The 14,199-nt window shown below is 67.3% G+C and carries 13 protein-coding genes; 7 read left to right on the top strand and 6 right to left on the bottom strand.

Features of this window, described 5'->3' with window-relative positions; translation table 11 throughout:
* Nucleotides 1-299: 299 nt before the first annotated feature.
* A complete protein-coding gene (locus tag ACWDUA_RS20170; RefSeq protein ID WP_449752788.1) occupies nucleotides 300-1,142 on the top strand; it encodes a DUF2127 domain-containing protein in 843 nt (280 codons plus the stop codon).
* A 9-nt stretch (nucleotides 1,143-1,151) separates the two neighbouring features.
* Here the strand turns inward: ACWDUA_RS20170 and ACWDUA_RS20165 are convergent, their stop codons facing one another.
* From ACWDUA_RS20165 to ACWDUA_RS20150, 4 genes are all read right to left on the bottom strand, one after another.
* Nucleotides 1,152-2,258, bottom strand: coding sequence for a zinc-binding dehydrogenase (locus ACWDUA_RS20165; RefSeq protein WP_449752787.1), 1,107 nt, complete (start codon nucleotides 2,256-2,258; stop codon nucleotides 1,152-1,154).
* 76 nt (nucleotides 2,259-2,334) lie between these two features.
* The gene (locus ACWDUA_RS20160) at nucleotides 2,335-3,831 is read right to left on the bottom strand and encodes a cytosine permease (RefSeq protein WP_449752786.1); all 1,497 of its coding nucleotides are present in this window, start codon (nucleotides 3,829-3,831) and stop codon (nucleotides 2,335-2,337) included.
* Nucleotides 3,825-4,013: a hypothetical protein gene (locus ACWDUA_RS20155; protein WP_449752785.1), complete on the bottom strand. Its 189-nt coding sequence runs from the start codon at nucleotides 4,011-4,013 to the stop codon at nucleotides 3,825-3,827. Before ACWDUA_RS20155 ends, ACWDUA_RS20160 begins: the two co-directional genes overlap by 7 nt.
* A gap of 132 nt (nucleotides 4,014-4,145) precedes the next feature.
* The gene (locus ACWDUA_RS20150) at nucleotides 4,146-4,340 is read right to left on the bottom strand and encodes a hypothetical protein (protein WP_449752784.1); all 195 of its coding nucleotides are present in this window, start codon (nucleotides 4,338-4,340) and stop codon (nucleotides 4,146-4,148) included.
* Between the two features lie 33 nt (nucleotides 4,341-4,373).
* On the opposite strand from ACWDUA_RS20150, the gene ACWDUA_RS20145 reads away from it, so the two are divergent.
* The 5 genes from ACWDUA_RS20145 (at nucleotide 4,374) to ACWDUA_RS20125 (ending at nucleotide 10,879) form a co-directional block, all read left to right on the top strand.
* Nucleotides 4,374-6,452 carry an acetate--CoA ligase family protein gene (locus tag ACWDUA_RS20145; RefSeq protein ID WP_449752783.1) on the top strand — a complete coding sequence of 693 codons (2,079 nt, stop codon included), beginning with the start codon at nucleotides 4,374-4,376 and terminating at the stop codon, nucleotides 6,450-6,452.
* Nucleotides 6,449-7,858, top strand: a complete 1,410-nt coding sequence (locus ACWDUA_RS20140; RefSeq protein WP_449752782.1) for an aldehyde dehydrogenase family protein — start codon at nucleotides 6,449-6,451, stop codon at nucleotides 7,856-7,858. The genes ACWDUA_RS20145 and ACWDUA_RS20140 overlap by 4 nt, the downstream gene beginning before the upstream one ends.
* Before the next feature lie 107 nt (nucleotides 7,859-7,965).
* Nucleotides 7,966-9,120 (top strand): acyl-CoA dehydrogenase family protein, encoded by a 1,155-nt coding sequence (locus tag ACWDUA_RS20135; RefSeq protein WP_449752781.1) that lies wholly within the window; start codon nucleotides 7,966-7,968, stop codon nucleotides 9,118-9,120.
* Between the two features lie 36 nt (nucleotides 9,121-9,156).
* Nucleotides 9,157-10,134, top strand: coding sequence for an NAD(P)H-dependent flavin oxidoreductase (locus tag ACWDUA_RS20130; protein ID WP_449752780.1), 978 nt, complete (start codon nucleotides 9,157-9,159; stop codon nucleotides 10,132-10,134).
* 151 nt (nucleotides 10,135-10,285) lie between these two features.
* A complete protein-coding gene (locus ACWDUA_RS20125; RefSeq protein ID WP_449752779.1) occupies nucleotides 10,286-10,879 on the top strand; it encodes a TetR/AcrR family transcriptional regulator in 594 nt (197 codons plus the stop codon).
* 34 nt (nucleotides 10,880-10,913) lie between these two features.
* Here ACWDUA_RS20125 and ACWDUA_RS20120 read toward each other — a convergent pair whose 3' ends face one another.
* Both ACWDUA_RS20120 and ACWDUA_RS20115 read right to left on the bottom strand, forming a co-directional pair.
* Nucleotides 10,914-11,828, bottom strand: coding sequence for a LysR family transcriptional regulator (locus ACWDUA_RS20120; protein WP_449752778.1), 915 nt, complete (start codon nucleotides 11,826-11,828; stop codon nucleotides 10,914-10,916).
* 201 nt (nucleotides 11,829-12,029) lie between these two features.
* Complete coding sequence (locus tag ACWDUA_RS20115) at nucleotides 12,030-13,037, bottom strand: alcohol dehydrogenase catalytic domain-containing protein (RefSeq protein ID WP_449752777.1); 1,008 nt, start codon at nucleotides 13,035-13,037, stop codon at nucleotides 12,030-12,032.
* 106 nt (nucleotides 13,038-13,143) lie between these two features.
* Between ACWDUA_RS20115 and ACWDUA_RS20110 the strand changes: the two genes are divergently transcribed.
* Nucleotides 13,144-13,752: a TetR family transcriptional regulator gene (locus ACWDUA_RS20110; RefSeq protein WP_449752776.1), complete on the top strand. Its 609-nt coding sequence runs from the start codon at nucleotides 13,144-13,146 to the stop codon at nucleotides 13,750-13,752.
* Nucleotides 13,753-14,199: the final 447 nt, after the last annotated feature.

Below are 14,199 nucleotides of genomic sequence, written 5' to 3'. Positions count from 1 at the left end.
CCGAACCCGGCCGACAGAGGTTTCGACACGCCTCGTCGCTGCGCTCCTCAGCGGCTCAACCACCAAACACACACGCCTCGTCGCTGCGCTCCTCAGCAGCTCAACCACCGTTTCTTGGTGGTCGAGCCGGGACCGAGCATCGCGAGGACCCGAGTCGAGACCCCGCAACCCGACGGTGTCCGCGACCACCTCAAAGGTGAACACCACCCGAAGCCCCTCATCGGCAGGACCGGCGAAACCAGCACCGGACGCGACCGCGGAGTCGGTACAGATGAACACCAGTCCCTTATCCTCAGCCAATGAACTGGGAACTGCTGTCGTGCGGCGTTCGCGGCCATCACACCTACCGTCCGGATGAGGCGGCCCTGGCCGACCGGCTCCACGTGGAGAGCGCGGCAGGTCAGGCGTGGCGATGCCTCCGATGTGGTGACTTCGTCGTCGGTCCGCCCCGCGGCAACGGCCCCGCCGACAAGGCCCCGGAGGTTCCGCGCGGGGCTTTGTTGCGCGACCTCATCATCATGCGCGTCCTCGCAGTCGAACGGCTCCTGCGCGGTCTGTTCCTGTTGATCGCCGGGATCCTGGTGATCGAGATCCGCCACAGCCAGCAGACGATCGCCCAGAAGTTCGACGCCGAGTTGCCGCTGCTGAAGCCGATCGCCGACCAACTCGGCTGGAACATCGACGATTCCAGGATGGTGCAGCTGATCGAGCGGGCGTTCACCCTGTCGTCCACCACGATCGTCCTTGTCGGGTGCGCGCTCATCGTCTATGCGGCAAGCCAATTCGTGGAGTGCTACGGACTATGGTTCGCGCGACGCTGGGGGGAGTACTTCGCGGTGGTCGTCACCAGCATCTTCATTCCCTTCGAGGTCTATGAACTCACCGAGCGGATCACGTTCGTCCGGCTGGCCCTGCTGGTCGTGAACGTGGCCGCGGTGGTGTGGCTCATCTGGAGCAAGCGACTCTTCGGCGTGCACGGCGGAGAGGCCGCGTTCCACGAGGAACACAGTGCCGCAAGCCTGTTGACCGTCGAGCACGCGGCCGTCAGCGAATCCGGTTCGCACCGAACAGATCCGGACGCCACCAACCCCGACAGCGCCAACCCCGACCCCGACAGCGACGAACGCTCCCCCGCCCGCTAGCCCGGCAGCTCAGGGGATGAGCAGCTGACGGAGTGCACCTCCCGATTCCAGGTCGGCCAGTGCGTCGGCGGCCTCCGACAACGGCCGTCGGGCGGAGATCATCGAGGCGAGGTCGATACGACCGTCCATCACGTCGTCCACCAGATCAGGGATGTCACGGGAGGGCACGATCGAGCCGTAGTTGCATCCGAGAATCCGCTGATCGGCGGCGGCGAGCGCGAGCGGATCGAACCGGGCCACGCTGCCCGTCGGCGGCATGCCCACGATGACGGCCGCCCCACCGAGCGCCAGCGAGGCGATCGCGGTCTCGGTGGTCGACACCCGGCCGATGGCGTCGAAGACGAAGTCGAAGCCGTCGGGCATCGCCTCGCGCAGTGTCGCACCGGGATCGGCGACACCGCTGGTGTCGACGACGTCGGTGGCACCCAGGGTGCGGGCGAGATCGAGTTTCGAGGCCACGACGTCGACGGCGACGATGGTGGCCGCACCGGCATTGCGGGCACCCTGGATGCACGACAATCCGACTCCGCCGCAACCGATCACGGCGACCGTGGCCCCCGGGGCGACCCGCGCGGTGTTGCGGACCGCACCGACCCCGGTCGCGACGCCACAGCCGAGGAGTGCGATGTCCTGCAGGGGCGCATCCTTGCGGACCCTGACCGCGCCGGTGGCGGGCACCACCACGCGCTCGGCGAAGGAGGACACACCCAGGTAGTGGTAGGCGGTGTCGCCGTCGACACCAAGCCGACTGGTTCCGTCGAAGAGAACCCCACGGGGGCTGATGATCTCGGCGTAGGTGCTGCACTGGACCGGACGACCGGCCCGACAGTGTCGGCACCGGGTGCAGTTGGCGACCCACGAGAGCACCACGTGATCGCCCACCGCGAGGGAGGTGACCCCCTCCCCCACCGCGGTGACGACGCCGGACCCCTCGTGGCCGAGGACGGTCGGGGTGGCGACCTCCCACTCCCCGGTCACCACATGCAGATCCGAGTGGCATACCCCGGCCGCAGCCACCTTCACCTCGACCTCGTCGCGCCCGGGTCCGTCGAGCTGGATGTCGCGTACGCGGACCCGGCGCGTGGCCTCGAGGACCGCACCTCGAACAGTACTCATGCCGCCTTCTTCTCCGTTCCTCGAATGATCTGCCACGCAATGGTTTTCATACGTCCAGCTCTCATACGCCCGGTCCTCATGCCGTCGGTTCTCCTGCGGTCGCCGCCCGACGCGACGACGAATCCTGCCGCACCACCTGCGGTTCCGGAACGGGGCGGTAGCCGCCACGCCCGGCCGGCCGGTTGATCAGCACCGTGCCCAGCAGGTACGACACGCCGGCCACGAGGAACGACGGCAGTGACGCACCGAGGTACTGGAACCCGGGGTTGGGCTCATAGCTGACCGGATGCAGCATCGTGACATAGGTGGCCACACCCAAGGCCAGGGCTCCGAACGCGACGGGATTCCATCCACGCCAGTACGAGTAGTTCGACACCCCCACACCGGCATACAGGTCGCGTAGATCGATCCGCCGACGCCGGAGGATGAAGAAGTCGACCAGTTGGATGGCGCACAGCGGGGCCATCAGCGTGGCAACCCAGGTGAGGAACCGGCCGTAGCTGTCGTAGAGGAACTCGGGAAAGAAGCAGATCACCCCGACCGGGACCAGGAACAGGGCGGTGAGCAGGATCCACGGGATCTTCTTGATGGACGCATTGATCCCGAGCGTGACCATGAGTGCGGAGTACGCCTGGGTGACCATGCTGGTCAGATTCGCGAAGGCGATGAACGCCAGGATCAGGATCCCCAGGACCGCACCGCCGAGGGGGATCATCCAGACCGTGGGGTCGTCGGACCCCAGGGTCAGTGCGGCGAAGGCACCGACGATCGCGGCGAACGACGATGCGGCGAACAGACCGAGCATGTTGGGCCAGAACGAGGCTCGCGGGGTGTTGGTGAGTCGGGCGAGGTTTCCGATGGCCGGATACCAGGCGAAGCCGCCCGCGATGTTCAACTCGACGGCGATCATGAAGGCGAGGTGCTTGTTCTCCATCGGGACCAGCGGCTGGGCGGCGAACAGCTCCGACACCGACACCTTGGTGAAGATCATGACGAGCATCGCGACCGTGATGACCACCAGCACCGGTGCCGCGATGTCACCCACGCGCCCCACCCGCTCGGGCCCCTTGGACAGCAGCACCCACGACAGGACGATCGCGATGAGCGCGGCGACCGTGACCACCGCCGGCGATGTCGCCCACGCCGATCCGGTGACCGAATCGGCGACGTTGGTCGCCGAGTGCCCCACCGTGATGCCGAGAAGAGCGACCCAGGCGGCGAGTTCGATGGCGATCACCACCATGATCACCTTGATGCCACGCGGGCCGAAGATGCTGCGGAGTCCGTAGAACATCTCGAATCCGTACTTGGCCGTGGGGATACACGGCGCCAGCGAGACCAGCAGCACGCTGATCCCGTATCCGATGACGATGCTCGCGATCGCCGCCTTCGCGCCGACGAACGCCGCAACCGCACCGCCCTGCAGGAACGCCCACGTGGCGATGGAGAAGGTGATGTTCATGCCGCTGTACTTGCGGAACGACCAGATCCGCTCGGACCGGAGCAGGGGGAGTTCGTTGGTGGCAGCATCGCCCGTGTTCTCGGCATCCGTGTTGTCGGGGGCCGTCACCATGGGTACCCCCACGCGATCAGCGCCATCACGATCACGGCGAGACCGATCACGGCGCACACGATGTCCCGGGTCGGGAGGTCGTCGAGCACGGCCTCCTCGGTCTCCTCGGACTCGAGGAGGCCGATCCGGCGTTCGAGCTCGGACTCGTACTCCGCCGACCCGGGTGATGAGGTTCCTGTCATTGTGGTCAGACTCCTTGACTGCCATGCGCACCGAGAGCGCGCAGATGCGTCGGCGGTTGCACTCATTGTGATGCCTCGCGCCCGGCCGTACCGCGGGGTGGGAGACGATTCAGGGGGTTACTGATCGACTAGTCAATCAATATTTAAGCCGATCCCGTCGCCCGCCGCACGCAGAACGGGAAAGTCGGAAAGATAGTTGACTGACGGACCAGTTATCGCATAGCTTTCGTTCACCACGCCCCGACTGCCGGAGCCGACCGCGGCCATCGCGACCACGCCGGCACCGCCGTCACCTGGCACGACGCGATCCGATGCCGCCGCCGTCATCCCCTCTTTCCCCGTCCCGCGAAAGGACATCCCTTGAGTGCAAGCCCCGGCCTGTCGACCGTCCAGCCCACCGACGCTGCCTTCGCCGCCTTCCGGACCCCGCGATCGGTGGCGGTGGTCGGGGCTTCAGCAGATCCGACCAAGTGGGGACACTGGATCGCCAAGGGCGCCCTCACCGGCATGGCGCAACGCAAGGTCTGGTTGGTCAACCGCACCGGCAACGACGTCCTCGGCCATCCCACCTACGCCGACATCGCCGACCTCCCCGGCGTCCCGGAGCTGGTCGTCGTCTGTGTGCCCGGCAGCCATGTGGCCGGCGTGGTGCGTGATGCCGCCGCTCTCGGCACCAAGGCGTTCCTGACCATCACCGCCGCTCTGAGCGCACCCGACTCCGTCCGCGAGGTGCTCGACAGCCACGGCGCACGGATGGTGGGACCCAACAGCCTGGGCCTCTTCGATGCCGAGGCCGACCTCCGGCTGGCCTGGGGTGAGTTCACCAAGGGAGCGTTGGCGATCGTCTCGCAGAGCGGTCAACTGGGTTCGGAGATCGCCGGATTCGCCGACGACGCCGGTCTCGGCGTCTCGCGGTTCGTCTCGGTCGGCAACCAGTGGGACGTGAGTGCCCGCGACGTGCTCGACGACCTGGTCACCCACACCACCACCGAAGCGGTGGCGGTCTACCTCGAGAGTTTCGACGGCGGACCGGAAATCGTTGCGGCGCTGCGGAAGCTACGTGATGCCGGCAAGCCCGTGATCGTCCTGTCGACCGGCGCGAGCGAGAGCAGCCGACGACTCGCGGCCAGCCACACGGGTTCGCTGACCTCGTCCACCGACCTCATCGACGCCGCCTGCCGGGCCGCCGGGGCCGTCCGGGTCGACACCCCGCTCGAACTGGTCGACCTGGCCGGCATCCTCGGCTCGGTCGGTATCCCGGCAGGCAACCGCGTCGCGATCGTCAGCGACAGCGGCGGCCAGGGCGGGATCGCCGCCGACGTCGCCGGCCGAGCCGACCTCGACGTCCCGTCCCTGTCGGCAGACCTCCGGACCGAGTTGCAGCGCCACCTGACCACGGCGGCGGCAACGTCCAACCCGATCGACCTGGCCGGCGCCGGGGAAGCCGACCTGCGCACCTATGCGCAGATGTATCGGACGCTCGCGACCTCCGGCGAGGTCGACGCCGTGGTCCTGACCGGCTACTTCGGGTGCTACGGCACCGACACCCCGAGCCTGATCCCACTCGAGCTCGACGTCGCAGACGAGCTCGCCGCACTCGTCGAGCGGCATCGGGTTCCGCTCATCGTGCACAGCATGAGCGCCGATTCCCCCACCGTCCACCGACTCCGCGAACACGGGATCCCGGTGCACCACGACATCGCGCGCACCCTCCGCTCGCTCGGCCACGCCAACCTCCTGCGCATCCATCCCGGACGCACCGCCTCCCCGCTGGCCCCCCTCCGGATCGGCCCGTCGGAAACCTACGGACGCGCCCGGGACTCATTGCAGGAGCAGGGAATCCGGTTCACTCCCGCGCGCACGGTGGCATGTGGCGCCGACGTCGAGGCAGCCACCGAGGAGCTGACCGCCCCCTACGTACTCAAGGCCGGTTGGATCGCCCACAAGACCGAGGTCGGCGGGATCGCCCTCGGCCTGACCGATGCCGCGCAGGCCACCGCCGCGCTGCTCGACATGCAGCACCGACTCGGTGACGGCGAGTACGTCCTCGAAGAGCAGGACACCGATCGCAACGTGGTCGAGATCCTGGTCGGGGCACGCCGCGACCGCGACCTCGGCCCCACCATCACCGTCGGTGGCGGCGGCACCGAGGCCGAACTCTGGCAGGACGTGCGCACCGAGCTGGCCCCCGTCGGTATCGCCACCGCGCGTGACATGCTCACCACCCTGAGGACCTGGAAGCTGCTCACCGGATGGCGCGGCAAACCCGCCGTCGACGTCGATTCGCTGGCCGCGGTGATCGCCCGGGTCTCGGAGATCCTCGTCGCCGACGACACCATCGCCGAACTGGAGATCAATCCCGTCCGGGTCGGCACCGGCGGCTCGCTCGCCGCCGATGCGCTCGTCGTCCGCCGCGCAGACATCGAGGACCGACGATGAGAACCGACCGCGACGACGCCCTGATCGGAGGCCGCTGGAAGCCGGTCGCCGCCGCCCTTGACATCGAGAACCCCGCCACCACAGAGCATGTCGGCCGTGGCGCCCTGTGCGGCCCCGGCGAGGTCGACGAGGCCGTCGCGGCAGCTCGGGCGGCCTTGCCCGCCTGGTCGACGACGCCACCGGAGGTCCGCGCCGACCACATCGACCGCCTGGTCGAGGTGCTGCGGTCCCGCCGCGACGAGCTGGTCGATCTCACCGTCGCCGAGGTCGGGGCCCCGATCGCGGTGGCCCGCGAATGGCACATCGACGCCTCCCTCGACATCCTCTCGGCCGCAGCCGGTTACGCCCGGTCGTTCGAGTTCGTCCAGACCCGCGACAACGTCCGCCTGCTTCATCGGGCCGCCGGTGTGGTCGGGCTCATCACGCCGTGGAACTACCCGTTCTACCAACTGGCGGCCAAGGCCGGTGCGGCGCTGGCCGCAGGAACAACCCTGGTGCACAAGCCCTCCGAGCTGACCCCGCTGTCGGCGTATCTGTTCGCGGAGGCGAGCGTCGAGGCCGGCCTGCCCCCCGGCGTCGTCAATCTCGTCCCCGGTACCGGTGTCGATGTCGGGGCCTCCCTGGCCGCCCATCCCGACGTCGCCCTGGTCTCGTTCACCGGTTCCACCCGGGTGGGGCGGGCGGTGGCCGCCGCGGCCGTCGACAGGGTGGCGCGGGTGACCCTCGAGCTCGGCGGCAAGTCGGCGAGCATCGTCTGCGACGACGCCGACCTCGCCACCGCGGTGCGCCGGAGCGTCGACGCCTGCATGCTCAACACCGGACAGACCTGCAGCGCCTGGACCCGACTGCTGGTACCCGAGGACCTCCTCGGGCAGGCCGTGCAGATCGCCGCCGCACGTGCCGCGGAGATGGTGGTCGGCGATCCCACCGACACCGCAACCGAACTCGGTCCGCTGATCAGTGCCGCCCAGCGCGATCAGGTGCGTACCCGGATCGCCGCCGCCGCGGCGTCCGGGGCCACGATCGACTCCCCTGCGCCGCGTCCGCTCCCGTCGACCGGCTACTTCCAGGGGCCGGTGATCGTGTCCGGACTCGACCCCGATCACCCGGTCAGCCAGGAGGAGATCTTCGGCCCCGTGCTCGTCGTGCACGGCTATCGCGACGACGAGCACGCCATCGAGATCGCCAACGACACCCCGTACGGTCTCGCCGGCGCGGTGTGGTCGGCCGACACCGACCGCGCCGCCGCGATCGCGGCGCGCCTGGACACCGGGCAGGTGTTCGTCAACGAGGCCGAGTTCTCCGTCCACGCCCCGTTCGGGGGATGGAAGGAGTCCGGATTCGGGCGGGAGTTCGGCGTGGAGGGCCTCGTCGAGTTCACCGAACTGACCGCGATCCACCTCTGACATCCCTCGATCGATCACCCTCGGCAACAACCATTTTCACTCCCCTTCAGCCCGCTCTACCGATGATTCTCACGCCCATCCACATACCCACAACCCCAGGAGCATCGATGTCCACCACCACCGAATACTGGCCCCTCACCGACGAACAGCGCGCGATCATCGCCCTGTGCACCGAGTTCGCGGAGAAGGAGATCCGTCCGCGCGGCCGTGAGGTCGACGAGGCCGACACCGTCTCCCCCACCGACGTCTTCCAGAAGGCCGCCAAGGCCGGCATCACCGACTTCATGCTGCCCGAGGAGTACGGCGGCGGCGGCTTCACCGACGTGTTCACCCAGTGCCTCGTCCAGGAGGTCTTGTGCTGGGGTGACCCCGGAATCGGCAACTTCGTGTGCTCCAACGGCTTCTTCGGCGATCCCCTGCTCGTGCTGGGAACCCCTGAGCAGAAGGAGAAGTGGCTGCGCCCGCTCACCGGGGAGAGCCCGCTCTACACCGCACTGGCGACCACCGAGCCCGGCTCCGGCTCGGATGCCGCGTCGATCACCACCCGCGCCGACCGTGTCTCCGGCGGTTACGAGATCAGCGGCCAGAAGGCCTGGATCTCCAATGGCGGTCTCGCCGACCAGTACGTGGTGTTCGCCAAGACCGACACCAGCCTGCGGTCGCGCGGTGTGTCGGCGTTCCTGATGCACAAGGACACCCCGGGGATGACCTTCGGCGACCCGATGAAGAAGATGGGTCAGCGGGCCATCGTGTGCCGAGAGATCTTCTTCGACAAGGCTTTCGTGCCCGAGGAGAACCGACTCGGCGAGGAGGGGCAGGGCTTCACCGGTCTGATGAAGACCTTCGACGTGTCGCGGATCGTCCTGGCGGCCGCGGCCACCGGATCCGCCCGCGCGGCCTACGAGTTCGCGCTCGACTACGCCCGGCAGCGAACCCAGTTCGGCAAACCGATCATCGAGCACCAGGCAGTGGCGTTCCGCCTGGCCGACATGGCCACCCGCATCGAGTCGGCATGGCTGATGACCCTGCACGCCGCCCGCCGGCTCGACGCCGGCCACGACGTCACCGGGCTCGCCGCACGGGCCAAGCTCCAGGCGTCGGAGACCGCCATGTTCGTCACCCACGCCGCGATGCAGACCCTCGGCGGCTGGGGCTACTCACGCGAGTACCCCGTCGAGCAGTGGATGCGCGACGTCAAGCTCGAGGAGATCGAAGAGGGCACCTCCGACATCATGCGGCTGATCATCTCGCGCAACCTCTGACCGTCGCCGACCATTCGAACCAAGGAGACAACTGACGTGATCACCACCCGGTTCACCCAGGAGTTCGGTGTCACCCATCCGCTGGTCTGCGGAGGGATGACCGGGCTGGGTACCGCCGAACTCATTGCGCCGGTGGCGGAGTCGGGAGCGCTCGGCTTCCTGACCGCGTTGAGTCAGCCCACACCCGAGGCCCTCGCCGCCGAGATCGCCCGCACCCGGTCGATGACCGACATGCCGTTCGGGGTGAATCTGACGATCCTGCCGACCCGCAATCCCGTTCCGTACGACGAGTATCGTGCGGTCATCGTCGAATCCGGCATCACGATCGTCGAGACCGCCGGGTCGAGCCCGGCACCGCACCTGCCCGACTTCAAGGCAGCCGGGATCAAGGTGATCCACAAGGCCACCAGCGTCCGCCATGCGTTGTCGGCGGAGCGCAAGGGTGTCGATGCGATCAGCATCGACGGCTTCGAATGTGCCGGACACCCCGGCGAGGACGACGTTCCCGGGCTCATCCTGATCCCCGCGGCCGCACGGGTTCTCACCGTGCCGATCGTCGCCTCGGGCGGATTCGCCACCGGGGGCGGGCTCGTTGCCGCCCTCGCGCTGGGTGCCGATGCGATCAACATGGGCACCCGGTTCATGGCCACCGACGAGGCCCCGATCCATCCGCGGGTCAAGGAACAGCTGGTGGCCAACGACGAGCGCGACACCGTCATGGTGTTCCGCGAGTTCCGCAACACCGCGCGGGTGGCGCGCAACGCGATCTCCGAGCGGATCCGGGAACTGGGTGCCCGACCGGACGCCACCTTCGCCGACGTCGCCGAACTGGCGTCCGGGGCGCGTGGGCGCGAGCAGGTCCTGGCGAAGGGCAACCTCGACGACGGCATGTGGTGGGCAGGCCAGGTGCAGGGTCTCATCGACGACATCGCACCGGTCCAGAGCGTCGTCGACACCATCCTGGCCGAGGCCGAGCAGATGATGTCGAAGATCCTGCCGGGCTACCTGGCATGAGATGAGCGGGTTCGGCGGTCCCCGCCCGACCGGCCAGGGACCGCCGAACCCCATCGATTGCATGACCACCTCGTGAGTCCGGACCGGCCACCCGAGTCGATCGGGTGGCCGGTCCGAGGCCGCCCCGCCCATCCGGAAGGAATCCCCGATCGTGCCACGCCCGAACGTCGAGGCGCTGCGTCGCGAGCAGATCCTGTCTGCGGCGTGCGAGGTGATCGCCGACATCGGCATGCAGTCGCTGCGGATGGCCGACGTCGCCGAGCGGGCCGGGGTGTCGTCGGGGACCATCCACTACTACTTCGAGTCGAAACGTGACGTGATCAACGCGGCCTTCGAACTCAACTACGAACGTTCGCTGCAGAGCCGCCGCGAACTCCTCGAGGCCGGCCACACCGATGCCCTCCGTACCCTGCGTCGTCTCGCGATCAGCTACCTTCCGATGACCGACGACTCGATCCGGGCCTGGCGGGTGTGGGCCGAACTGTGGGCCCAGGGCATGCGCGACGAGACGTTGCAGGAGATCAACTCTCGGCTCTACGGCCAGTGGCGCGACCTGGTGCGGTCGCTGGTGGCGACCGGACAGCGGCGCGGACAGATCGTCGACGGCGACGCTGTCGAGTTCGCCGACAATCTCGTCGCCATGATCGACGGGATGAGCATCCAGAACCTCATGCGTCTGCACGAGATGCCGCTCGACCGAATGCTCGAGCGCGTCCACGCCTACGTCGACGCCCTCGCCACCTGACCGTGCGCGAGCGGCCGCCACGAGACGTCGGGGATCAGTCTGCCGCGTCCTTCACCAGCCGGTCGCGGACCGGGGATGCCGTATGCGGCAACCACACGGCCTGGACCGGCACTTTCGGCGGGTCGTCGAAGTCGATCACCCGGAGCTGCCCGCCGTAGGTGAGGCCGGTCGGGTCGGTGACGAATGCGCATTTCGTGGTGCTCGACGCGATGATCGTGCTGGGTGGAGTGCCTTGGATCGGGTTGGTGACGAGCTGCGGCTGAAATCCTTCGCGATGGCAGAGGGCCACCAGGTAGTCCGTATAGAGAGACCGGTGCTCGGGTTCGCCGACCACCACCGGGAAGTCCGCGAGGTCGGCGATCGAGACCTCAGACCTCGCAGCCAAGGGGTGTCGGGACGAAACGGCCAGCCGCAGAATATGATAGGCGATCACACGGGAGTCGAGGTCGAGCGAACGATCGATGGTGCGCCGAAGCGCCAAGTCGATGCGTCCCTCGAGCAGTTCCTGCCTGATTCGGTCTGGATAGACCTCGGCGACCCGGAACGGTTGTCCGGAGAGTGCGGGCAGATGTGGTGCAAGGATTTGGTGCACTTCCTCGCCAGAGATATCCGGGGTATGCCCGATGACATACAACGGTGGTGCCTCCTCGACGATTCGGTGGACTGCCGTGAGCGCGCTCCGTCCTCCCGCCAACAGCGCGGGGGCACGTCGATAGAGTTCCGCTCCTGCCGGCGATACGCGAAGGGTGCGATTCGTTCGGACGAACAGCTCCAGATTGAGATCTGCCTCCAGCTGCCGGAGAGATGCGGAGAGCCCTTGCTGGGTGACGAACAGCTGTTCTGCCGCGACGCGTAGCGATGGGGAATCGACGGCGATGACGAACTGGTGCAACCGGCGAAGATCGATATACCGCGGGCTGCTCGACGACGAAATCAACGAGTCGGTCACCCTGGGGTCCTATCTGGATGGAGCGAGTACCTCGATGCGGCGGGAGCATCAGCGCGGCGTTTCTCGTCGAACGGCGCGGGATGCTGTCGTTCACCGGGGATCTGGTGGATGCCCTTGCGAGTCAGCGATATTCGTGCAACATGTGGACAGGGAAGCCCGTGCTCGAGGCGGGCGGGCAGGTCCGTCGTCACCGGGTGGAGGTCAGCGAACGGCGGGAGTGAAGACGCCGCGGAAGCGCATCCTTCCCGACTTCAGGCGGTCGTACGCCTCGGCCGCGTCGTCGAGGCCGAATTGCTCGGTGATGGGCTTGACCGCACCGGTTCCGGCGAGCGAGAGGACTTCGCTCAGTTTGTCCAGCCCGCCGTGTGTGGACCCGATGACGCTGTGGCGCATCATGTGGAACGGCACTCCGTCAGAGGGAATGGAAAACGGCCGTGTGAAGTCCAGCCCACTGACCACTACTCGGCCGTTGGGGCGTAGCCCCACCAGGGTTCCCTCGACCGCATCGAAGGAATTCGTGGTGACCAGCAGGACATCCGCGCCGCCGAGGTCGCGGAGTTCGGTGCCGTTGGCCACGACGTGGTCGGCGCCGAGTCGCCGGGCCAGGTCACGCTTGTCCGGAGAGTGGGTGATGGCGATCGTCTCGTATCCGGTCGCGTGAGCAAGCTGCAGGGCCACGTGTCCCAATCCGCCGATACCCAGGATCGCGATTCGTTCCCGAGGCTGCAGCGCGGCATCCCGCAGACCGCTCCACGTGGTGTACCCGGCGCACATCATCGGGGCGGCATCGACGTAGTCCAGTCCGTCGGGCAGCAGGACCGTTCCTTCGGCAGCGACCGCGATGTACTCGGCGTGCCCGCCCTGCGCTGCGAAGCCCGTGGTTCGAGGACTCACACAGTTCATTGCGGTCTGGCCGCTCAACGGCCGGTTCTGCAAGCAGTAGTCGCACCGACCACACGCCTGCTGAACCCACGTCGTTCCCACGCGATCCCCGACCTGCCGCCCGTGCACTCCCGCACCGACGTCGACGATCTCCCCCACGACCTCGTGCCCGGGAGTCTGCGGATAGATGTCGCCGCCGTATCCCTCGGTCGCCCACACGTCGGTGTAACACATCCCCGACGCATGCACCTTGACCAGCACCTGGCCCGGCTCGATGGTGGGGATCGGTAGCTCGTGAACCTGCCAGGGTTCTCCGGCACCTGTCATCACAATCGCCTTCATCGCAAACCTCTGTCTAGCGGGACCGATACGGAATGTAACTATCTAGTTCGTTCAAAACGTATCGCGATGAGCTCCGATCGTCAACAAGTGGTTGGTTAGGGTGCGTTATGGTGACTGGGTGCCGCCCGATGCGACCGCTACCAAGGCCCGTATCCTCACTGCGGGTGTCGAAGAGTTCGCCCAATTCGGGCTGGCGGGTGCGCGGGTGGACCGGATCGCCGAGTCCGCAGCAGCCAACAAGCGCTCGATCTATGCACATTTCGGCAACAAGGCCGACTTGTTCGACGTCGTGGTCACCCACGCGTTGTCGGAGATGGCGCAGACGGTCCCGTTCACGGCCGACGACCTCGGCGACTACGCAGGGCGGTTGTTCGACTACCTTCTCCGACACCCGAGCACGCTTCGACTGACCGTGTGGGCACAGCTCGAACGCTCCGAGGCCAGTCGCGACGAGATCGAAACCTATCGACCGAAGGTCGCTGCCATCGCCGCGGCCCAACAGGCCGGGGTGATCACCAACCGACGCGATCCGGCCGACCTGTTGGCACTGGTCGTCGCGATCGCGACATCGTGGGCCAACGCCTCCCCCGCGCTGCGTACACTCGCCGCCGAACCCGACGGTTCCGCAGAACGTCTCGCCGGCCACCGAGAAGCTCTGGTCGCGGCAGTCCACGCGGTCACGAGTTCACCCGACCGGTGATCTCACCCTTCCGGAGCCGGACCCGGAAGTGGAGAGGTATCGATCTGCAGGGCGCCGCCGATCGCCGGGCAAGTACGAGCCGGGTTCGCTGACGGGGCAGGCCGATCGTCGAGACACAGTGGCGATGGAGCCACGTCGATGGGCATCGGGTGAGCGTCATTGACGGATTCCGATGAGCTCCGTCGCCCAGGAGACCGAAAAAATGCTGCGGAAGTTCGTGACTCAATGCAACGCCGCGAGAACCAGGGCGCAGGTGGAGTGAGTCTGTGAATGGCCATGAGAAAGTCCCCACTGGTGGCCAGATCGAGGTCCCCGGTGGTGGCCAGATGAAAGTCCCCGCCTTGTGTTCGTCGTGTCGAACCTGGAATGGAGGCCCAGACGGTGACGGTGAAGGTGCCAACCGATCACCATCACCGCCCGGGAGTTCCATTGAAAACCGCGAGGGAC

Source organism: Gordonia sp. NPDC003376 (assembly GCF_053589235.1).
Note: the sequence above shows the minus strand (reverse complement) of the source record. Positions and strands in the feature narration are given on the sequence as shown.